This window comes from Nocardia miyunensis NBRC 108239 (genome assembly GCF_001613065.1).
GTDB classification, from domain to species: domain Bacteria; phylum Actinomycetota; class Actinomycetes; order Mycobacteriales; family Mycobacteriaceae; genus Nocardia; species Nocardia miyunensis.
The window spans coordinates 18,930-40,175 of record NZ_BDBQ01000048.1; the positions used below are offsets into that span (position 1 = coordinate 18,930).

13 protein-coding genes are annotated in these 21,246 nt (G+C 69.7%); 6 read left to right on the forward strand and 7 right to left on the reverse strand.

Annotated elements, in window-relative coordinates; translation table 11 throughout:
* Window positions 1-37 precede the first annotated feature (37 nt).
* The 4 genes from NM2_RS20860 to NM2_RS47650 all read right to left on the reverse strand — a co-directional run bounded on the left by NM2_RS20860 (window position 38) and on the right by NM2_RS47650 (window position 4,180).
* On the reverse strand, window positions 38-922 hold the full coding sequence (locus NM2_RS20860) for an RNA polymerase sigma factor (protein WP_245718141.1): 885 nt from the start codon (window positions 920-922) through the stop codon (window positions 38-40).
* Window positions 923-1,070: 148 nt separating this feature from the next.
* Complete coding sequence (locus NM2_RS20865; RefSeq protein WP_067671305.1) at window positions 1,071-1,970, reverse strand: haloalkane dehalogenase; 900 nt, start codon at window positions 1,968-1,970, stop codon at window positions 1,071-1,073.
* Between the two features lie 299 nt (window positions 1,971-2,269).
* Complete coding sequence (locus tag NM2_RS20870) at window positions 2,270-3,088, reverse strand: DUF1707 SHOCT-like domain-containing protein (protein ID WP_067671308.1); 819 nt, start codon at window positions 3,086-3,088, stop codon at window positions 2,270-2,272.
* Between the two features lie 9 nt (window positions 3,089-3,097).
* Window positions 3,098-4,180, reverse strand: coding sequence for a DUF1707 SHOCT-like domain-containing protein (locus tag NM2_RS47650; RefSeq protein WP_169816208.1), 1,083 nt, complete (start codon window positions 4,178-4,180; stop codon window positions 3,098-3,100).
* A gap of 196 nt (window positions 4,181-4,376) precedes the next feature.
* Here NM2_RS47650 and NM2_RS20880 point away from each other — a divergent pair, with 196 nt between their 5' ends.
* A complete protein-coding gene (locus NM2_RS20880; protein ID WP_067671311.1) occupies window positions 4,377-5,525 on the forward strand; it encodes a zinc-binding dehydrogenase in 1,149 nt (382 codons plus the stop codon).
* 286 nt (window positions 5,526-5,811) lie between these two features.
* Here the strand turns inward: NM2_RS20880 and NM2_RS20885 are convergent, their stop codons facing one another.
* The 3 genes from NM2_RS20885 to NM2_RS20895 all read right to left on the reverse strand — a co-directional run bounded on the left by NM2_RS20885 (window position 5,812) and on the right by NM2_RS20895 (window position 12,361).
* Complete coding sequence (locus tag NM2_RS20885) at window positions 5,812-7,365, reverse strand: dynamin family protein (RefSeq protein WP_174575658.1); 1,554 nt, start codon at window positions 7,363-7,365, stop codon at window positions 5,812-5,814.
* Window positions 7,366-7,579: 214 nt separating this feature from the next.
* On the reverse strand, window positions 7,580-9,403 hold the full coding sequence (locus NM2_RS20890) for a dynamin family protein (protein ID WP_067671314.1): 1,824 nt from the start codon (window positions 9,401-9,403) through the stop codon (window positions 7,580-7,582).
* Window positions 9,404-9,436: 33 nt separating this feature from the next.
* Window positions 9,437-12,361, reverse strand: a complete 2,925-nt coding sequence (locus NM2_RS20895) for an IniB N-terminal domain-containing protein (protein WP_157121209.1) — start codon at window positions 12,359-12,361, stop codon at window positions 9,437-9,439.
* Window positions 12,362-12,631: 270 nt separating this feature from the next.
* Between NM2_RS20895 and NM2_RS20900 the strand changes: the two genes are divergently transcribed.
* The 5 genes from NM2_RS20900 to NM2_RS20920 all read left to right on the forward strand — a co-directional run bounded on the left by NM2_RS20900 (window position 12,632) and on the right by NM2_RS20920 (window position 21,183).
* Entirely contained in the window at window positions 12,632-14,284 is a 1,653-nt protein-coding gene (locus NM2_RS20900; protein ID WP_067671320.1) for an Hsp70 family protein, read from the forward strand.
* 10 nt (window positions 14,285-14,294) lie between these two features.
* Complete coding sequence (locus NM2_RS20905) at window positions 14,295-16,937, forward strand: LuxR C-terminal-related transcriptional regulator (protein ID WP_245718142.1); 2,643 nt, start codon at window positions 14,295-14,297, stop codon at window positions 16,935-16,937.
* A gap of 47 nt (window positions 16,938-16,984) precedes the next feature.
* Complete coding sequence (locus NM2_RS20910; RefSeq protein WP_174575659.1) at window positions 16,985-18,172, forward strand: Hsp70 family protein; 1,188 nt, start codon at window positions 16,985-16,987, stop codon at window positions 18,170-18,172.
* 169 nt (window positions 18,173-18,341) lie between these two features.
* Window positions 18,342-19,706: a S1 family peptidase gene (locus tag NM2_RS20915; RefSeq protein WP_067671326.1), complete on the forward strand. Its 1,365-nt coding sequence runs from the start codon at window positions 18,342-18,344 to the stop codon at window positions 19,704-19,706.
* Between the two features lie 127 nt (window positions 19,707-19,833).
* A complete protein-coding gene (locus NM2_RS20920) occupies window positions 19,834-21,183 on the forward strand; it encodes a S1 family peptidase (protein WP_067671329.1) in 1,350 nt (449 codons plus the stop codon).
* The last annotated feature ends 63 nt before the right edge of the window (window positions 21,184-21,246 follow it).

Consider the following 21,246-nt stretch of genomic DNA (forward strand, 5'->3'; position numbering starts at 1 on the left):
TACCCGGTATCGAGGTGCTCACCCGCCGCGCGCGGAATCAGTCGTGCGGCCGGTTCAGCATGGGAAAACGATCCGAATCGAGCAGCGCGGCGACCGCGTCCCGGCGCGCGGAGGGCGCGGCGTAATCCGGGTGCGCGCGAAATACGGCCGCCACGTCGTGCAGCCGGACCATCTGCTGTTCGGCCGCCGCGGCCGTGCGGCCGCCCGGGGTGACCGGGTGAGCGGCCAGGACCGGGCGGCGGGGGTCGATGCGGCCGATTTCGACGGCCTTGTCGACGCGACGGGCACAGCGGCACGGGGCCTTCGGATTCGTCAGGCCGCAGGTGGAGTTCAGGAAGTCGCCGAGGCGTTTCTTGGCTCGCTGCAAGCGTTTTCGATAGGCGGCGGGTGTGGTGTCCAGAATCCAGGCCGCCTCGGACGAGCCGAGTTCGAACACGTCGCTCAGTACGAAGGCGACGCGTTCGTCCCGGCTCAGGCACTGCAGCATGGCCTGGCTGCAGGTGAGCCGGACCTCGCGGGTGAGCAGGGTGGCCTCGGGGCCGCGGTGATCCTGTTCGGCCAGGCCGTCGCGCAGATCGGTGGCGAATTCGTCCAGGGAGAGCTGGACGCGTTCTTGCGGGCTGCGGCGGCGCAGATTCAGCAGGTGGTTCACGCCGATGCGATATGCCCAGGTCAGCAGCCTGGCCTCACCGCGCCAGGTGGACAGACTGCCCAGGACGCGCAGCAGGATCTCCTGCGTCGCGTCCTCGGCGTCGGGCGGGCGGCCGGTCATCCGCAGGGCCAGCCGGTACAGCGGATCCTGCAGCAGCCGAACGACTTCGGTGACCGCGGCGGCGTCGCCGGCGACGGCCCGCGCGACCAGATCCGCCTCACCGGGGGCGGGCTCCTGCGTGAACGGCGCTGCGGCCGGTTCGATATCCACCACACCATCGTTCGGCGGATCGCCCGCCAACGCAAGAGCCGCCCGGACCAGTGCATCCCTGGGCCGCCGCTCGGAGACGGTGGCACAGGGATGCGGCCGCAACGTGATGCTCCGGCCCGGATCGCGAGACGAGCGTGGACCCATCCGCCTACGCAGGACTTCCGGCACCGGGCAGGGACGACGCCGTCACGGCCCCGGACAGGTTGTGCTGGAGCAGCCACCGCGCCACCGCCGTGCCGATCGCATCGGGCTGATCCTCGGGCGCGTGATGCCCCGCGGGTCCGATGCCGACCGTCTCGATATTGGCGAATGTGGTTGCCGCCCAATCGATCGTTTCGTTCCCACCCATGCCGATACCGTTCTCGACGGCTATCAGCAGTTTCGGGATCCGCGGGGTGTCGGCCATCGCGCGACCGTAGTTCTCCATCACCGCGGCCACGTCCGCGGGCTCGCCGTCGAACGGAATCTCCCTGGGCCACACCAGCATCGGGCGACGGGACTCGGGCGTCGGGTAGGGCGCGCGATAGACGTCGAGATCGGCCGGGGTCAGGCTCTTCGCGCCGAAGGGCAGATTGAATTCGATGAACATGTTCTCCTGCAGGATCATTCGCTCACCCTCCGATGATCGAAACCGCCGGAACAGATCCGCGCCCTGCGGCGGCATCTCCGCCCAGCTCAACGGGCGCAGGAAGGTCTCGAGCACGGCGATCCCCCGCACCCGCTCCGGATGCCGCGCCACCCGATCCATGGCCAGCGCACCACCCCAGTCGTGCCCGACCAGCACGACCTCCGCCAGTCCCAGCGCGTCGAACCAGGCATCCAGATAGCGCGCGTGATCGGCGAACCGGTACCCGATATCGGGCTTACCCGACTCGCCCATCCCGATCAGATCGGGCGCCAGCGCCCGCACCCCGCCGCTGACATGCGGAATCACATTGCGCCACAGGTATGACGAGGTGGGGTTGCCGTGCAGGAAAACCACCGGCACCCCACCCTCGCCGGTGTCGGTGTAGTTCATGAACGAGTCGAGAACGTCGATGACAGGCATCGCGGATCCTTCCGGTCGAAGTGCTTACACCGGGTTGGACACGTCCTGCGACGCCACCGTGACAGGCAATTGAAGTGATGCGCGTCACATAATTGTCGGACCGGCTCGGGCGGTCGAGACGGTGCGCCCCATCGCCCCGCCGTCGGTCCGATGCCGCGGAACTGCAGCAGCAATCGACCGGCGGTCCAGGGGCGTGATCCGAATCGGCGACCAGTCCGCGACGGTCACAGCGGCAGCACAATGCGGCATGGCACCGAGCGAGAGAATCGCTGCCCGGGACGATCGCCGAGCGGATGCGCCTAGGAATTCGCCTTGGCGATGTAGAGCGGCTCGCCGGTGAGGTCGACCATGAGGTATCCGCTGTGCGCACCCTCGGTGTAGATGGTCACGGCCGCCTGTTCGTCACGGCCGAGGGTGGTTCGGTCGATGATGAGGTGGCTGATCCCCGCGCCGGGAGCGCCGACCGACCGGGACGCACCGGCCAGCAGGGCGGCCAGTTTCGGGATGTCGAGTCCGCCGAGATCGATCGGCTGTCGATCCGGGTCGCGGCCGGCGGTCGTCCAGGTGTCGAATTCGCCTCGGTACGAGGCCCTTTCGGACTTCGACCGATCGTGCGCGGCGGGCCGCTCGATGGACGCGCTGTCCGGATGCAGGGTGATCTCGTCGGCGAGCAGATCACCGAAATGGGCGCGGTAGGCGGTGAGGAAGGATCGGATTCCGGCCGCGGTCGTCATATCGGGCGTCTTGTGGCTCGCGACCGGACCGTCGCTGCTCACCCACCCGCACAGCATGCCGATCAGCGCCGCGGCCAGCACCACGACGGTCGCCAGCAGCCAACGTCGCGAGGAGCGGCGCCGGGCCGGACTGGCCACCGGCCGGTCCACCAGATTCGCCGGAATCTGCAGATCGTCGATGAGGGCGTCCAACTGGGCGAAGGTGCGTGCCCGCATCGCGGACCGGGTGCGCTCGGCGTGCTCGGCCTGGGTCAACTGCCCGTCGGCGCGCGCGGCGTCCAGCACCGCGCACGCGTCCACGCGATCCGAATCACGAACGCGCAGTGCCCTGTTCGCGGTGCGAGACCAGGTGCGCCCGGACGTCGCGGGACGAGAGGTTTCCATCAGCTGCGCCTAATCGCCGAAGGGGGACACGCGGATGAGCTGCCCGGCGGGCGTGGCCTCGAGATATCCGCTCTCGCTGAACTCGTTGCTGACGTAGATATCGATCGTCGGCACATCGGTGATGCTGTCGATGTCCATGTTGATGTGACTCACGCTGCCGCCCTGAACCTTCGTCATCGAGACCGAGCGGTTGAGCAGATCACTCAGCGCGGACACGTTCACCGTGGCCAGATCGAGGATGGGCTTGTCCTTCTCGCGCGTTGTCACCGCGCTGGTGGCCAGGAAACCGCCCCGATAGTCGTAACCGACGACCCGATTCGGCTGCGCCACGGTGGTGCGCTCGATCGAGGCGTACTCGGGGAACAGGCTCACCTCGTCGACCACGGTATCGCCGAATTTCGCCCGGTAGCGGCCGCGGAAATTATCGAATCCGGCGGCGGTGGTGAGATCGGGCGTCTCGATCACCAACGGCTGCACGGCTTTTGCCGCCGGAGCCGCCACCGGGGCGGGCGGCGCGGATCGATGGGTCAGCTGATAGCCGCCGACCGCGGCGAGCACCGCGACGACGACCATCGCACCGGCGAACCGGGCCGCCCGCGGCCGGACCCGCGATCGTGGGTCGATCGGGGCGGGTGCGGGTCGCTGCAGGTCCTCGGTCAGCGCGGCGAGATCACCCAGGGTCTTGGCCTCGGCGGTCAGCTCGGTGAGGGTGCGGTGTTCCTCGGTCGAGAGCTGCCCGTCGGCCAAGGCGGTGTCCAGGGCGCGGCAAGTCAGATCGCGATCCTCGTCGCGGGCCCGGATACGGTCCGGATAACGCCCGAGCCGGTGCACCGGATTCGGCCGGGGCGGTTCGGACCAGCCCGCCACGCCCGCCGGAGTCTGCAGATCCGCGACCAGCTCCCGCAACTGTCCGATCGTCCTGGCGGTCTCGGCGCGGTCGGAGCGATCGTGATATTCGCCGGCCCCGAGCTGGCCCTCCTCGTAGGCGACATCCAGCAGAGCGCGGGCCCGCACCCGATCCATATCGCGAGCTCGCATCCCTCCCGGCGCCGCATTCGGCGTTTCCGGCATTTCGGACGATCGGGAGCTCACCTGAAGGATATTAGAGCCTTCATGACAGGTCGATCGGGAGCCGCGATGCGCTCCGCCATCCGCCCCGGGGTCGGCCCACCCGGGTTCCTGTGACAGTGCGGCGGATCCGGCCCTCGGGATCGCTGTCCCATCCGGATCGGTTGACCAGTGGGGTGAAGTCGACGTCGCCTCGGCGACTGCGCGGTACGGTTCGAATATGAAGGCGGTGGTCTGTTCCGAGGGCGAGCTCGAAGTCGCCGAAATCCCCGCGCCTGAGCCCGGCCCGGGGCAGGCGGTGATCGACGTGCGGCGGTGCGGCATCTGCGGATCGGATCTGCATGCGCGGGTGCACTGCGACGAACTCGCGGATCTGGCGGTCGCGACCGGATACGACGGGTTCATGCGGTCCGATCAGCGGGTGGTGCTCGGACACGAATTCTGCGGGGAGATAGTCGATTACGGTCGCGGCTGTCGCAAACGCTGGCGACCGGGCACCCGGGTGGTCGCGCTGCCGATCCTGCGCACCGGGCGGGCGCCGCAGCTGACCGGACTGTCCGAGGCCGCGCCCGGAGGTTACGCCGAACAGGTCCTGGTGCAGGAATCGATGACGTTCCCGGTGCCGAACGGCCTGTCCGACGAGCTGGCCGCCCTCACCGAACCCATGGCCGTCGCCTGGCACGCGATACGCCGCAGCCGAATCGGCGGAAAGCAGACCGCATTCGTGATCGGCTGCGGACCGATCGGTCTCGCGGTGATCTCGATGCTGAAGGCGGCGGGCGTGCGAACCGTCGTCGCGAGCGACTTCTCGCCGCGCCGCCGCGAACTCGCCGCGCGCTGCGGTGCGGACGCGGTGGTCGATCCGGCGATCGAACAGCCCTGGACCGCGGCCCCGCGCACCGGCCGGATCGAGGGCGTCACCGACATCCTGAACCTCGGTTTCGACGCCATGGAGAAATTGCGCCGCATCCCGAATCTGCCGTGGTGGTACCTGTTCCGGATGACGCACACCCTCGGCCTGGACCCCGCCGGTCCGGTGGTGTTCGAATGCGTCGGCGTCCCCGGCATGATCGAGCAGATCGTCACCGCCGCCCCGCCGCGCTCCCGGATCGTCGTCGTCGGCGTCTGCATGCAGACCGACCACTTCCGCCCCGCCATGGCCATCAACAAGGAACTCGACCTGCGCTTCGCCTTCGGCTACGACCCCGGCGAATTCCGCGACACCCTGCACATGATCGCCGAGGGCAAGGTCGACCCGTCGCCCCTCATCACCGGAACCGTGGGCTTGGACGGCGTCCAGGACGCCTTCGCCACCCTGGCCCACCCGGACCAGCACGCCAAGATCCTCATCGATCCCAAGGCGTCGTGATCGGGCGCGGCAGCGCCGGAGTACCAGCGGCAACGAGTTACCCACAGCTGTCCACAACCCCACCGACCAGCGGCGGCGAATAACCCACAGCTGTCCACAACCGCGCAGAGCAGCGGCCGATCCCACTACCGGGTCGACCGGCGGCGAGTTACGAACTGTGGCCCACAACCGGGGCGGACCAGTACGAACGTACCCGAGCAGACCAGTGGCGGGAGTTGGCAGTGCGGCGCGTGGCCGGGTGGATCAGCGGCGGAGGGTCGTGCACCGCAACCTGCGGTCGGGTGGCTCAGTGCGGTGGGGTGATTCGGGCGAAGGGGGTGGTGGGCGGGTCTTGGAGGAGGTCGAGTAGGCCCTCGGCGCTGCGGGTGGCGGTGCGGCAGGCGGTGGTGGTGAACTGGTCGGACAGGGGGTGGGCGGCGCGGGCTCGCCATTTGCGGACCGCGGACAGGGCCCGGTCGCGAAGTTGGGTGGGGGTCGCGTCCGGCGGGAGGCCGAGGCGGAGGTGGGCGGCGACTCCGGCGCCGCCGATGAGGCGGTGTAGTTCGGCGAGATCCTCTGGGGGTAAAGGTAATTCGTCGGCGCGGAGGTGACCGAGCAGGCGGAGTTCGGCGAAGCCGTGTACGTCGGCGAGCAGGGTGCGCACGCGAGGCAGGAGCTGATCGGCGGCGGTTCCGGGATGGGCGGTCAGCACTCGCGCCAGTCCGGTGAGGGCCGAATGCGCCTTCAATTGATCGGCGCGCTGGGCGAATTGGACGTCGAGCACGGTGCGCAGCTCGTCCAAACCGCTTCGCCTCACCAATTCCGTTGCCAGGGAAGATGAGTCGCGTGCACCGAGTCTAATCAGAGTGACCGCCAGGCGAATTCCGAACAGTCCGAATCGCGCCGCCAGGTGAGCACGCAGCGCGGGCGGTACGGGCAGCGGCAGGTCGGGGCGGGCGAACCGGTCCGCGGACAGCAGGGCGAGAGCGAGATCGTCGACCGGTACGGTGGCCAATGCCTCGAATGCGTCGAATTCGCGCTGACGCAACGTGGCCGCGGCGAAGGCGAGCAAGCCGGCGACCGGAATGACGGCCTGGCACAGACCCGTTCGCTCCAGCTCACCGGCGAATCGGGAGGCCACGTCGCGGGCCGAATGCAGAGCATCGATGCGGCCGGAACCGATCTCGTCGGCGCGCGAGACCACGCCGATCACGCCCAGCGGGCCGTGTTCACCCGTACCGATCTGCTCCAGGAAACCGATGTCCGCGGCGTCGAGACGACGCAGCAGGTACACCACGGCGTCCGCGGCGGGCAGTGCGTCCTCGGCCGTCTCGTCCGCGAGCAACCGTTCGGTCCGGCGTGAGACCGCGCGGGACAGCGAGGAGATGCCCGGGGTGTCGATGATCGTGGTGCGGGCCAGCGTCGTGGCGGGCCACTCCACCGCGAGATGGTCGACTTCGCGCTGCGCACCGCCGGGCCAGCGCAGCGCGGACAGGTCGAAGGTCAGGCCGTGCGCGCCCGGCAGCCCGTCCGCGCCGGGCAGACGGCGCACCACGACATCGGCGCGAGCGCCGTCGGCGGACATCGCGTTCACCCGGGGCGTGGAACCGTGCCGATACCAGGTGACCATGCGCGTGCACTCGGTCGCATCGGTCGGCGCGATGTCCTGTCCCACAAGGGCATTGAGCAACGTCGACTTACCGGCCTTCAACTGCCCCGCCAACGCCACCCGCAACGGCTGATCCAGCCGCCGCGCACAATCCTCCAGCAGACCCGCCGCATGCGGCTGCCCCGCGAACACCCGGCGCGCGGCAGCCAGCAATGCCCGCGCCTCCAGCACGCCCCCGACCTCGTCGTTCACGCGGTCACAGTAACCAAGGCCGCTGTGAATTCGCTATGGGCCCGGCGGATCGGTCCGGGAGTCGCGTCCTGGCTGCGGCCGTCGGGGGACGCACTCCGCGGCGCGGCACCAGACTGCGGGACCGCCCGCGAGGACTGTTCCGAGGCCGTGTAACCGCATCGCGCAGTTGTCACAACACCCACGGGCAACCTGAACTCGCTGCGGCTTGCCCCGATCATCCGGGCGGGAGCATCGCTTCGGCGTGGCGGCGCAGCTGTGCGACCGTTCGTAGTTGCTGTTCCAATTCGGCGCAGCGGGCGGTGCGGCGGGCGTTCTCCATGCCCGCGGCGTCCTGAGCGGCCTGGAGCGAATCGTTGATCGAGCGGAGGCTGCGGTCCGCGATGCCGGTGAAGTGGTCGCGCAGCAGGCGGTGGATGCGGTGCAGACGGTCGCGGGACTGTTTGCCCGCCTCGAAGCTGACATCGTCGAGGTAGCGACGCACGGCCGTCTTCGCCTCGCCGCGTCGGCGGGTCAGGCGTTCGCGTTTGTCGTCGCGGAATGCCTTGCCGCCCAAGAGAACACCCGCGCCGAGGGAGAACGGATTGATCAGCGCCAGACCGGCGACCGTGCTGGCCAGGCCGATCATCACCATGCCGCCGTAGGAACCGCGCATGCCCACCAGGAGTTTGTGGCCCAGTCCCAGATCGGGTTCGAGATCCGCGAGCGTCACCGATCCCGCATCCGTGGGACTCAGGCCATTGCGCAGGGCGGGCAGTTCCACGCCGCCGAATTCCAGGAAATGCTCGCCGACCCGTTCGGCCAGCTGGACCGCCCGTGCGTGCGTCCACAGCAGGTTGTCGCCGATGGCGGTATCGGTGGTCGCGGTGAGCCACTCCTCGATACGGTCCCAGTGCCGAGCCGGGTCGTTCCCATCGATCCAGTCCTCGGCGGTGCGGCCGATATTACGCAGACGATCGCGCAGATCGTGGTCGATATCGCCGGTCAGATCGGTGATGCCGTCGCCGAGGGTCTGCTGCCAGGCGGCAGTGCGCCGGTAGAGCTCCTCGGCCTGGGTCCTGGCCGTGCGCAGCTCGCGCACGGCCAGCTCGCCGCGTTCGGGATCCTTCAGGGCGACCAGTTCACTGCCCAGAGTGAGCGCCAAATGTTCCGCGGCAGCGGAGATGTCGAGTGCGACAGCCCGCCGGGTGGTTTCCTGTCCGCGCGCGACGACCTGTTCGCGCAGGAATTCGTAGAGCTCGCCGAAACCCGATTCGCGGCCGAGCTGTTCGTCCCGCAGTCGCATGGCATGGGTGCGCAGCAGCGCGGACACCGGCAGGATCGGCACGTCGATCCCGTTGCGCCGCAGATGTTCCCGATCGGCGTCGAGAATCTGCCGCCAGTGCGGATACAGATCGGTCTTACCCAGCAGCAGGGCCGTGGCCGGGCACAGTTCGGCGATCTGCCGCAACAGGTCGGCCTCGGGTTCGGTGAGTTCGGTGGACGCGTCCGAGACGACCAGCACCGCATCGGCCGCCGGAACCATCGCGAGTACCGCTGCCGTGCCGGAGGTTCCGTGTCCTCCGACAGCGGGGGTGTCCACGAGTACGATGCCCTCGGCGAGCAAGGGATTCGGCACCCGGATCTCCAGCCTTGCCGCCCGTCCGTGTGAATGCGCCGTTACCGCGTGAATTTCGCTGAGCGGCACCGGAACTCGCTGTTCCTGCGCCGAATGCCCGTCCGGCCTCGCGAGAACGATCTCGGCCTGCGGCTCGGATCCGTACGCCAACAGTATCGGAACCGTGGTGGTCGCGTCATCGCCCACCGGACTGATCTCGAGGTTCAACAGGGCGTTGACGAACTGACTCTTGCCCTGATTCCCCATGCCCGCCACCATGATTCGGCGGCGCGGATCGCGGACCCGCTCGGCCAGCGTCTCCAACCGTCCGACCAGATCCCCCCGCTCCGCGGCCCGCGCGACCGCGATCGTCTCCTCCAGCAGGGCCGGCAGCGGCAACGTCATTGTGCCGGATGCTGATTCGTCCACCACCACAGTTCCCATATCCGCTGTTCCTCTTTCCTTACCTCATTCCGCTCAGTGCAGCAATCCGCCGGTGATATCCACACCCGCATGCGTCTCGGTGGTCGTGGCAGCGTTGGTATCGCCGAACAATCCAGCACCCGCCGTATGCGCCGTGCCGTCCAGCCCGCCCCCGAGCGAACCGTTCCCCCCGGCGCTCAGCGTGCTGTCGATCGTGCTGTGCGTCGCGGCCCCCAGAGCCGAGTCCACCCCATTCCCGAACGCGTGCGAAACATCCACACTCGCCCAGGGATTCGCCGCCGCCGAGGGGGTGCCGCCGAGTTCACCACCGACCCCCAACGCACTGTGCACCGCGCTGTCGGCCACCCCGCCCACACTCGCCCCGACCCCGGATTCGAGCCCCGTCCCGGTATGCACCGCCGCATCGGACACCCCCAAATCTCCACCGCTGTGCACAGCCGCCCCACCGGCCCCCGACACCCCGGTGGACAACCCCGTCCCAGCCGAAACCGCCGAATTCACCCCCGCCGACACAACTGTGGACAAATCACTCCCAGCATGAACAGCCGAATCCCCTCCGGTCGAAAGCGTTGTGGACAAACCACTTCCAGCCTGCGCGGCCGAATCGGCACCGGTCGACAACGTCGTGGACAACCCGCTTCCCACACGCAGCGCCGAATCGACCCCCGACGACAACGTCGTCGAAAGCCCACTCCCCGCCTGCACCCCCGACTCAGCAACCGTCGACAAACTCGTGGCGCCCCCGGCCCCCGCCGACAGCCCCGAATCCACGCCCGCCGCAACCGATGTCGACAGACCGTCTCCGGCCTGCGACACCGAATCCGCACCCGACGACAACGTTGTGGATAGACCGCTCCCGGCCTGCACCACCGAATTCGCAGCCGTCGACAGGTTCGTGCCCGCGGCAACCGCCGAATCCGCGCCCGCCGCCAATGCCGAGGACAGATCGCCATTGGCGGACAGCACCGAACCCATTCCGGACGACAGCGCTGTGGACAACTCGGTACCGGCCTGCACCGCCGAATCCACACCGGACGACAGGCCCGTCCCGACCGACAAGACCGACTCTCCACTCGAGGACAAGGTTGTGGACAGATCACCACCAGCCTGAAGTACCGAATCCGCCGCAGCCGACAGGCCTGTGGACAGATCGCTCCCGGCACTCACAGCACCACCGAGCTCCGACGAGAGCCCGGTCGCCACCCCCGTTCCGATCCGCGCCCCCAGCCCGGCGAGATCACCGGCGGCCGTGGTCAGACCGGTGGTCGATGCGCTCGCCTCCGCGCCCAGTCCCGTATTCAATGCACTCGCCGCGTCGGCGACCGCCCGACCTGCGGCGTCGAAAGTCACGTTCGTGCCCGCGCCGATCGGGGCGGCGGCGGCCTCGGCCACCCCTTGAAGATCGCCCATCACACCGGCGGTTCCGTTCACCGCATCGCCGAGCCCCGCAGCCCCGGCAACCAACGCTCCGACTCCGCTGGTCAGACCGGCTGTGACCGCGGTGGTCGCAGCTGCCCCGGCACCGGCGGCCGCATCGAGCCCGCTCGCGAGTTCCGTCCCCAGCGTTGCGGCCGATTCGATACCTGCGCCCAGGCCCGCAGCCGACTCGAGACCGGCACTCAGCTCGGTCCCCAGTCCCGCAGCCGCGCCAAGACCCGCGGCAGATTCCACACCCGTAACCAATTCGGTGGCCGACTCAGCAGCCGAGCTCAGGCTCGCAGCGGACCCGAGACCTGCGCTGAGCTCAGTACCCAGGTCAACGGCAGAGCCCAGACTCGCGCCCAGTTCCGCGCCCAACCCGGCACCCGACTCCAGGCCGGCACCGAGACCGGCGGCAGACCCCAGAGCGGTACCCAGTTCACCACTCAACCCGGTACCCGAGCCGGCAACCGACTCCAGGCCCGCACTCAGCGCACCGCCGAGGTCGGCGACCGACTCCGAACCAGCACCCAACCCCGCAGCCGATGCCAAGCCGGCACCGAGCTCACCGCCCAGGTTTGCAGCGGACTCCAGCGCGCCCAGTTCCGCGCCTACCCCGGCAGCGGACTCCAGGCCTGCGCCGAGACCTACGGCAGACCCCAGGCCGGTGCCGAGTTCAGCGCTCACCCCGGTACCCAAGCCGGCAACCGACTCCAGGCCGGCACTCAGCGCACCGCCGAGGTTGGTGGCCGAGTCCAGACCAGCACCCAACTCACCGCCGAGGTTGGCGACCGACTCCAAACCAGCACCCAACTCACCGCCAAGGTTGGTAGCCGACTCCAGGGCGGCGTTCAGGGTTCCGGTGGGTGCCAGGGTTGTGGCCAGGTTGGTTGCTGAGGTCAGGTCGGATTCTGCTCGAGTGGCGAGGTCGGCGGCGGTTTCCAGGACGGTGTTCGCGCCGAGGCCCAGTTGTTGGGTGGTGGTGGTTGCGGCTGATGCGGCTGCCAGGCCGAGGGCGGCCGCGGCTGCTCCGGCTTCGAGTGCGGCTTCAGCGCCGAGCCCGGCCGCGGCGCCGGCAGCGGTGCCGAGACCCAGGCCTGCTCCGACACCGGCACCGAGTTCCGCGCCGAGATCAGCACCTGTGCCAAGAGCACCGCCCAATCCCGTGCCGAGTCCGATACCGGTACCCAATCCCCCACCGGCACCCAATCCCGCACCGGCCCCTAGTCCCACACCAGCACCACCCCCGGCTCCAACGCCACCACCAACCCCAACCCCGGCACCGGCACCGGCACCGGCACCGAGGCTTGCGCCGGCCTGGCCTCCGGAACCCGCAGCGACGATCGCCGCGAGCTGATCGCCTCCGGCGACCAGGGCCGATTCGGCGACCATGGGGGCTACGGCGGCTATGTCCTCGGGGGTGACCGCGCCCAGGCCTGCGGCGGTGAGGGCCTCGGTGGGGTTGATGCAGTAGCCCGTGGCGGCCTCGTGGTCGCGGAGCAGGGCGAGGATGAATTCGAGAATGGCGTTGGGGGTCATCGCGTCTCCCGGGTCGGCGGACACTGACGATCCGCGGTGTGAATTGCCATCGACGCTAGAAACCTCGGCGACAACGCGAAACGGGGTGAAACCCCCTGATATCGAGACCGGTCCCGTTGGGGGTATGTCCCGCATTAGGGGAATTTCCCCGCAATTACCCGACCACCGGTAACGGGGACACCCCAGCAACCGAAAGGTTCGTTAGGTCGGCAGACCGCAGCACTCGCCGATTCACGCACCGCGTGTTCAGAACGAGACAGGGGTTCTCGCATGACTCAGGACCTGACGCTCGGCATCACCGCCGGGTCGTCACAGACGGTGGCCGTGCTCGCGCCGGATTCCGGCCGGGCGAACGGCTTCACCGTCCGCACCCGGCCGACCGCACCCGGTCTGGCGCCGGAGCTGGCGCGCACACTGCCCGCGCGGGTCGGGGATCCGGTGGACATCCGCACCGACGACGGCCGTGCCCTCGCCCCGGCCGATCTGCTCGCCGAAACCATCGCCGCGGCGGTGCGCGATATCGGACCCGCGAGCACCGTGGCCGCGTTCCCCGCCTGGTGGTCGCCGCACGCGGTGCGGGCCCAGCGCGACGCACTCGATCGCGCGGGTCTGAGCAACGTCGTCCTGGTCCCGGAGCCCTCGGCGGCCGTGCGCTGGCTCGAGACCACACACGACATCGCCGACGACACGACGGTGGTGGTGTACGACCTGGGCGCGACCGGCGTGACCGTCTCGGTTGTCGACACCGGACCCGACGGCGGGCCCCGCGGCGAATCGCTGCACTCCACCGCGGTCTCCGGTGACGAATTCGATCTACTGATCATGCGCTATGTGCTGGCAAATGCCGTGTGCGATAACGATTTCGACCCTTTCGATCCGGCGATCGAGCAGGAATTGGCCGTTATCCGACAGCACAGTGGAAATGCCAAAGAGGTGCTGTCCGGAAATACCGCCACGTCGGTTCCGGTCCGGCTGCCGGGTAGCACCCGAGACGTCCGCCTGGTCCGCGACGAACTCGAGGATCTGCTTCGGCAGCACCTGCTGGCCACGCTGCAAGTGATCGACGAGGCGATGCGCCGGGCCGGCGTGGACCGCGATTCGGTCGGCCGCATCCTGCTCACCGGCGGCGGCGCATCGATTCCTCTGGTCACCGAGCTGATCTCGACCGAATTCGGCGTTCCGGTGGTCGCCGCCGACGATCCGGCGCACACCAGCGCTTCGGGCGCGGCACTGCTGGCGGCCGAACTGCTCGCGGATTCGGCGGTTTCGGAGATCCCGCGCGACACTGCCGCGCAACGCGCGCCCGAGCGGTCGGCCGACGCCGTCCCGGACATCCCCGCGGCTACGAAAACACCTGTCCTACCCGAACTTCCACAAGACCCCGCACCCGACCGGCCCAGCTCGCGCCGACGGGTGATCCTGGCCGCCGCCGCGGCCATCGCGGCAGTGGCGCTGGCCACCGGGACGCTCGCACTGGGCACCACCACCCCGACGACGAGTTCGCCCGCGGCCGTGACCAGTACGACCGGCAACGCACACTCGGGCGCCTCGGCGCCCGGCGAGGCATCGGGCGGAGATGTCGCATCCGCGGCCCCGGCGGCGAATTCGGCCACCACGCGGAACGGAGTCGCCCCCACCTCGGCGACCGCCGCACCCGTGGCAGGCACGGCCGCTGCACAGTCGAAATCCTCTGCAGCCCAGTCGAATTCGACTCAATCACCGAATACCGCGGCGCAACAACCGGTCACGGTGATCACGGTCCCGGCGATCCAGCAGCCCGCCGCTCCGACGGTCCCGGCCGCACCCACCGTTCCCAGTGCGCCACTGGGCAATTCCGGCACCAATCCGCTGAACCAGGCGGGCAATGCTCTCGGCACGGTACTGCAGGCACCGGGACGGATACTCCCGCAGACGGGTAAGTGAGGTAATATCGGTGGCCGGAAATCCTGCCGTCGCGGTCGAATCGCTGCCCGGAGCACGAGATATCCTGCGCGAACTGGAATCCGGTGACGGTGAGTTCGTCCACCTGATCCGGGGACGCGCGGCGACGGGCAAATCCACCCTGCTCGGCGCGGTCCGCACGCGCCTGCGCGCCCGCGGCATCCCCACCTGCGACACCGTCACCGAGGCACTGGCGCCCGGCGCCCGGCCCGTGCTGATCCTGGACGACGCGCACACCCTCGACCCGGTAGAACTGGAAAAGCTCAGCGCCGCAATCGGTTCGGACTGCGGCACGATCATCGTCGCGGCCCGCCCCCGCCCGCACGACAGCGCCCTGCGCACCCTCACCGACGCGGTGTCCCGCCGCGGCCGGGTGACCGACCTGCGCCCGCTCGGCGTCAGCGATATCGCCCCCTTCGCGCGCGAACTGGGCATGATGACCCCGCGCGCGATCGTCGAACACGTGCACCGCCGGACCGGCGGAATCCACGGCGGCGTGGTCGCCACGCTGTCCGCGGCCAGCGCCACCCGCCTCGACGCGGGCATCGCCGCGGTCGACCGCGCCGTCACCGGCTGGGCGCGCTCGATGCTCGAGGATACCGATCCCGATCTGCTGGACGTCTTCGTCGTCGCCACCACCGGCACCGGCCTCGACCCCGACGAACTCACCGAGATCCTGGGCACGAACTATTCCACCGCAAGGGATCTCATCGATCGCGCACGTTCGACGGCACTGGTGACCGACGCCGATCTGCTGCTGGACGCGGCGGTGGCCCCGCTGCGCACGCTGGTCGGCGACCGCCGCTTCCTGGCCGTGCAGCGTCGGCTGCTACAGGCCCGCCTGGATGCCGGGCTGCTGCGTGATCACACCGCCCTGCTGCTCGCCGAATCCGGCGTCCACGACGCCCGACTGTCCGAATTCCTTTGCGCCGCAGCCGAAAACGCAGGCGACGAGGCGGTCCGCTATTACGCCGCCGCCGAACGCAGCGGCGCGGACCGGCGATCCATCGCGATCCGCTGGGCCGAGGCCGCCGCCCGCACCGGTGACGGAGACACCGCACTGCGGCTGGCCGAACCGATCCTCGGCGATCCGGCCGCAGCGCGCTCGGATCTAACCGCGGCCGTTCGGATCTGCGCCGGAGTGTGGACCCGGCGCGGGCTCGCGGGACGCGCCGCGCGGCTGTACACCTGGCTCGGGCCGGAACGGGTGGGCGTCGATTGGGCCCTGGGAGCGAGCGTGCTGTACCTGTCCGGCGACCCCGAGGCCGCCGCCGCGTTCTCGGCCTCGGCGGATCTGTGGCCGCCGACCGAGGCCGCCACCCGCTCGGGCCTGGTCGCCGACGCCCTCGCTCGGACGATCGGCGAATCCGACCGCGCCGCAGCGGTTTCCGCCGCGTCCGCACTCATCCAGGCCGCCCGCGCCGACAACGCCTCCCCCGGCCCCGACCGCTTCGTTCCCTACACCGCGACATCCATCGCCACCCTGCTGTGCCTGAGCATGGGCGAACCGCAGCGAGCCGCGGATGCCCTGCGCGGCAGCTCCGCCCGACCGCTGCCCGAATCGGCACACGCACCGCACAACCACACCCCGGCCACGTCGCCGCACGCCAGTCCCACCCCGATGCCGGCCACGTCGCGACATTCACCGCACAGCGGTGTCACCCCGTTCAAATCCACCCACACGCAACACGTCCTGGCGGCATGGATCGCGATGCTCGGCGGCGACGAACAGGCAGCCGCGACGCTCGTCGCCGATCTGGATCTTCCCGCACTCCCACCGCGTGAGCGCCTGCTCGCGCACGGCGTCCGGGTCGGGCTGGCCCGGCGCGGCGGCGACCACACGGCGCTGAGCCTGGCCTGGCAGGCCGCCCATCCGCTGTTCGACGACGTCGGCGCGGACCTGCTGGCGCTGTTGCCGATCGGCGAGCTGTGGCTGGCCGGTATCCGGTTGAACGACGAGGGCCGGATCGCCGCACTGGTCGAGGGCGCGCGGGAGTTGTTGTGCCGCTTGGGTAATCCGCCCGCGTGGGCGAATGCCTTCCACTGGTACGCGATTCAGGCGGCGATCGCCCGGATGTGCCCCGACGAGCTGCTGCCACCGGCCCATCGGCTCAAGGCCGCCGCCGAGACCGGCGATCCGCACGCCGCGGTCCTGGCCGACGCGGGCCGCACGTGGATCCTGGTGTTGCGCGGCGAGGTGGACCGCGACCGGGTGACCGCCGCGGTGCGCAGACTCGCCGAGATCGGGCTGAGCTGGGATGCCGCCCGGTTGGCCAGCGAGGCGGCGCTGGCGGGCCAGGATCCGGCGGACTCGACCGCACTGCTGAAATTGGCGCGCACCGTCCGCGCCGACGCCCGCCCGCCGCAGCGCCCGGCCGATCCGGCCGTCCCGGCGCAGCCCGAGCGCCCCGAACCCGCACCCGTGCCGGGCCCGGTGCTGAGCGAGCGCGAACGCGAGGTCGCCGAGCTGGTCCTACTCGGGATGACCTATCGCGAGATCGGCGCTCGGCTGTACATCTCGGCCAAGACGGTGGAGCATCATGTCGCGCGGATCCGACGTCGGATCGGAGCCGGGTCGCGTTCGGAGCTATTGTCGATGCTTCGCGCCATGGGGCACGGTTCGCTGCTCGTCTAGGCCGGTGCGAACACGAACCCGGGATGGACCAGAGCGAGGTAACGAGGATGGCCACAGGGGTGGGCCTGCGAATCGCCGACGACGAATGCCTGGCGGCGATCGTCACCGGTGCGGGCGGCGAACCCGGGGAAGAGGCGTCCGAGCCGTACTTCGTCGTGCGGGAATCGGTCCTGCACATGTCCGACGACGGCGACACCGCACTGGGCGGGGATCCCCCGGCCGGACCGTCGCATTCCATCACCGGATTCGCCTCGGCCGTCGGCGACCCGGCCGGGATCAGCGTCGACGACGGCGAGGCGTATCGGGCCGAGGATCTGCTGGCCACGGCCCTGTTCTGCCTGATCGATCTGGCCGCGGCGCAGCTGAGCGGCCCCGCCGAGTTCTACGCCGTCCATCCCGCGGACTGGCCCGCCGCCCAGGTGCTGGCACTGCGTGATGCCCTGGACTATCTGGGCCTGCGGTCGGTCGTGCTGATCAGCGAGGCGATCCTGCCCGACGCGCGGACCGGCCGGGAGATCGCCGCCGCGGCCGCACGGGGTGCGCTGACCGCGGTGCTGTCCACTCCGGCGGGCACCACCCCGCCGGATCCGCGTCCCGCGGAGAACCCGCTCGAGGCCACCGACGTCCTGCCCGCGATCCGCGCGGCCGAACCGGTGGCGCAGGCGTATTCCGCGGCCATCCCGATCGACCGCTCCGGCGCCGCCGAACCGCCGCCCGCCCCGGCCGCGGAGCCGACCGCGACCAAGCTGGCTCCGGCGGTGCTCGCACCCCCCGACTCCGGCGGCCGACGCACCCCGCTGCTGATCGCCGCGGCCGCCACGATCGGCCTGCTGCTCGGCGGCATCGTGGTGGCGCTGCTGCTCAGCGGCGGCGACTCGACGCCGACGGTGCCCGACGCCCGTTCCGACCTGACGCCGACGAATCAGCCCACCAGGACGCCGCATCCGCCGGTCACCACCAGGCGCGTCCCGGTCACGATCGTCCCGCAGCCTCCGGCGCGACGCACCGTCGCCCCGCCGCCGACCTCGACCGCGCCACCGCCACCGCCGACCACGAAGTCGCCCGCCGCCACTCCGCACACCTCGCCCACCCCCGAACCGAGCGTCACGACCGACCCCGACGACCCCTGGGGCACCCCGCCCCCTCAATCGCCGTACTTTCCATACACTTTCGACCCGTACTCGACGTTCCCGGTGCCGCCGACCTTCGGTTTCCCTTCAGCGGGCATTCCCTGATCGGTTCATAGCGAACTTCGCGCGTTTGTGCCTTAAAGTGATGCGCTGACCGTAATAATCCGGCGTCGGCCGGAGGGCGCGGTCGGCAGCAGAGCGAGGGTCGTTGTCGCGCAACGAAACACGGCACTCGGATCTACCGGCACAATCGGGTGCCCTACGAAGGGACTTCATGCGCAAGTTGACGGGCCGTCGCGCAACGGTCAAAGCTTCCACCGTCGCAATCGCCTCGACCCTGCTCTTGAGTCCCCTGCTCGGTACCGCACCCGCCAGCGCCGCACCCGCTGCGGTGACGCAACTGAAAGCCGATCAGTTACCGCCGTCGCTGGTGCAGGCCATCGCGCGCGATCTGAAGATGACTCCGGCGCAGTACCTCGAGCGCGCCGCCAAGGCCCAGCAACTGCGCGACTACGCCCACCAGTTCCGGTCCGCGCACCCGGAACAGTTCGCCGGCGCCTGGATGACGCGCGACGGCAAGCCGACCATGGCCGTCACCTCGCTCGAGGCGGCCCGCACCGCGTCCTCGGCCGGATATCAGACGCGACTGGCCCCGATCTCCGCCGACAAGCTGGAGGGCTCGCTCGATCAGCTCACCCAGTGGATCAACACCCTGCCCCGCCAGGTCTCCTCGGCGATCAACTCCGTCGCGATCGACTTCCTGAACAGCCAGTTGGTGCTCACCGTCGCCAACACACCCGCCGGACATCTGCTGAACCTGCCGACGCTGATCGCCAATGTGAAGGTGATCCTGTCCCCCGACAACGGCGGCCCGGTCGACCATCACCCGATGGCCGGGGACACCTACATCAGCGCGCCCACCTCGCTGAACGACTCCGCGCTCAAGACCGTCGACGTGTGCTCGTTCGGTTTCAACAGCGTCGACTCGCACGGCAACGCGCTGAATATCAGTGCGGGACACTGTGATCCGAATCTGGGCAAGGGCAACCAGCAGGCCGGGGTGTGGGTGCCCGATCCGCGCAATCTGAAGTCGAGCCCGCAGGCGGGCTCCTTCGTGAACGCCCAGCTCGGCGGTGCCAGCGGCCTGGACTACTCGGTCATCAAGCTGACCGACCGCGCGGTGCGGGCCGGGATGGACCGGCCGTCGGTGCGCGGCGCGAACGGCACCACGCTGACCGTCACGGGCACCGCGGCGCCGGTGACCGGCGCACCGGTGTGCAAATCCGGACAATCCTCCACGTTCACCTGCGGCTTCGTCGTCGCGGACCGGGTCGAGACGCAGCTGTACACCGCGGAGGGCGAGTCCAAGACCGTGCGCGGTTTCGCCAGTTCGGCGTGCACCCTGGGCGGGGACAGCGGCGGCGCGATCGTGACCGGTACGCTTGCCCTCGGCATCACGAGCGGTTCGAACGCGGCCGACGCACCGGACTGCAAGGAAGCCAATATCGACCTCGCGCAGTACGGCGGCACGGCTTCGCTGGGCATTCCGATCCGGTCGATCCTCGCCGACATCGACGCCAGGTCCGGCGGCGGGCTCGGGTCGGGGATCTCGGTTCGGACCCGTCCGAATGCCGGGTGAGTCCCGAATGCCGGACAGTGTGTATTGTCCGTGAATTTCTTCCGAACGATGTCGGCCTGCGCTGCGCGCATCCGATCAAAACACGTGATAAGTAGGCATCAGAGTGCGAAACCCATATAGTCGGCACATGCTCCTGCCACGCCACCTGCCCTCGCGCGCTGCCCGACCTGGCTCGCGCAACCGTTTCCGCAATGCAGCGGTCGCCGCCTCGGCGGCGATGTTGGTTCTGGGTCCGTTGGCTACGACAGCGTCCGCGGATCCGGCCAAGGCTCCCACGCCGAATCTGCCGGTCGATCTGGCCACGGCGGTGCATCGGGATCTGAAGATCTCCCCGCAGGAATACCTGCGCCGGGCCGATCTGGCTCAGCACGTGAGCGCGTTCGCCACCACCGCGGAGCGGCAGTACCCGCGGACGTTCGCCGGAGCGTGGCTGGACGACGCCGGTAAGGCCGTGATCGCGCTGGCTCCCGGCGCCGGTCACGACGACGCCGACAAGGCCGCCACCAAGGCCGGGTACCAGGTCAAGCAGGTCGCCAAGACCGAGACCCAGCTGCGCAGCGAGAAGAACGCCTTCCAGCAGTGGCTGTCCGGACAGCCCAAGTCGGTGTCGGCGCAGGTGCGCGGCGCGGTGATCGACACCGTGAACAACGCCCTCGCGGTCCGGGTCGACAAGGCCGGAGTGCCGATGCCCGGATTCGTCGATCCGGCGCGGGTGATCGTGATGGCCGCCGCGCCGACCGGTCCGCAGCAGTCCGATGTGAGCAAGGCTTCGGCCGTCGCGGGGCAGATGCGGAACACCCAGGTCGCCGCCGGTGACGCCTACGCCTCGGTCGCGGGCAAGATGCAGCTGATCTGCTCCTCCGGTTTCAACGGCACCGACAGCCGTGGCAACGTCGTCAACATCACCGCCGGTCACTGCGACCCGAACATCCCCGCCGCCGGCACCGCGAACGCGCCGGGCATGTACGAGGTCGCGGCGGGCGAGCACCTGGGCGCGCAGCTGGGCACCTTCCAGAAGTCGGTGCTGGGCGCGCAGGACTACTCGATCGTCACGATCAACGGCGCGGCGCGAAACCGCTTCAGCAACAACCTGGTTCGTGTTCCGGGCCGGGCGCCGCTGGCCATCACCGGCGTGGCGCAGCCGGTCATCGGCGCACCGGTCTGCAAGTCGGGTTCGCGCACCGGTTTCAGCTGCGGTGTGGTGAGCGCGGTCGACCAGGAGGTCCAGGTCGGCGATCACAACCTGGAGCACTCGTTCTCCGCGAACATCTGCGCGCTGCCCGGTGACTCCGGCGGCCCGCTGGTCTCCGGCACGAAGGCGCTGGGCGTGTCCAGCGCATCGTCGGTGGCCGACTACCCGATCTGTGAGATCCCCAACCTGATCGGCGCCCTCACCGGCAACGCCCCCCAGCTGTTCGCCCAGCCCGTCAGCGCGATCCTGTCCGCCAACCCGGGTCTGCGTCTGCGCACCAACTGATCCCCGCCGAGAGGGGCCGGCAGCACACCGCTGCCGGCCCCTCTCGCATTTCTCCACACCGGC

Bases quoted from the DNA above. Each gene is read 5' to 3' on its own strand.
- NM2_RS20915 (WP_067671326.1), top strand. From the start codon at position 18,342: ATGCGCAAGTTGACGGGCCGTCGCGCAACGGTCAAAGCTTCCACCGTC.
- NM2_RS20880 (WP_067671311.1), top strand. From the start codon at position 4,377: ATGAAGGCGGTGGTCTGTTCCGAGGGCGAGCTCGAAGTCGCCGAAATC.
- NM2_RS20910 (WP_174575659.1), top strand. From the start codon at position 16,985: ATGGCCACAGGGGTGGGCCTGCGAATCGCCGACGACGAATGCCTGGCG.
- NM2_RS20900 (WP_067671320.1), top strand. From the start codon at position 12,632: ATGACTCAGGACCTGACGCTCGGCATCACCGCCGGGTCGTCACAGACG.
- NM2_RS20890 (WP_067671314.1), bottom strand. From the start codon at position 9,403: ATGGGAACTGTGGTGGTGGACGAATCAGCATCCGGCACAATGACGTTG.
- NM2_RS20920 (WP_067671329.1), top strand. From the start codon at position 19,834: ATGCTCCTGCCACGCCACCTGCCCTCGCGCGCTGCCCGACCTGGCTCG.
- NM2_RS20870 (WP_067671308.1), bottom strand. From the start codon at position 3,088: ATGGAAACCTCTCGTCCCGCGACGTCCGGGCGCACCTGGTCTCGCACC.
- NM2_RS20895 (WP_157121209.1), bottom strand. From the start codon at position 12,361: ATGACCCCCAACGCCATTCTCGAATTCATCCTCGCCCTGCTCCGCGAC.
- NM2_RS20865 (WP_067671305.1), bottom strand. From the start codon at position 1,970: ATGCCTGTCATCGACGTTCTCGACTCGTTCATGAACTACACCGACACC.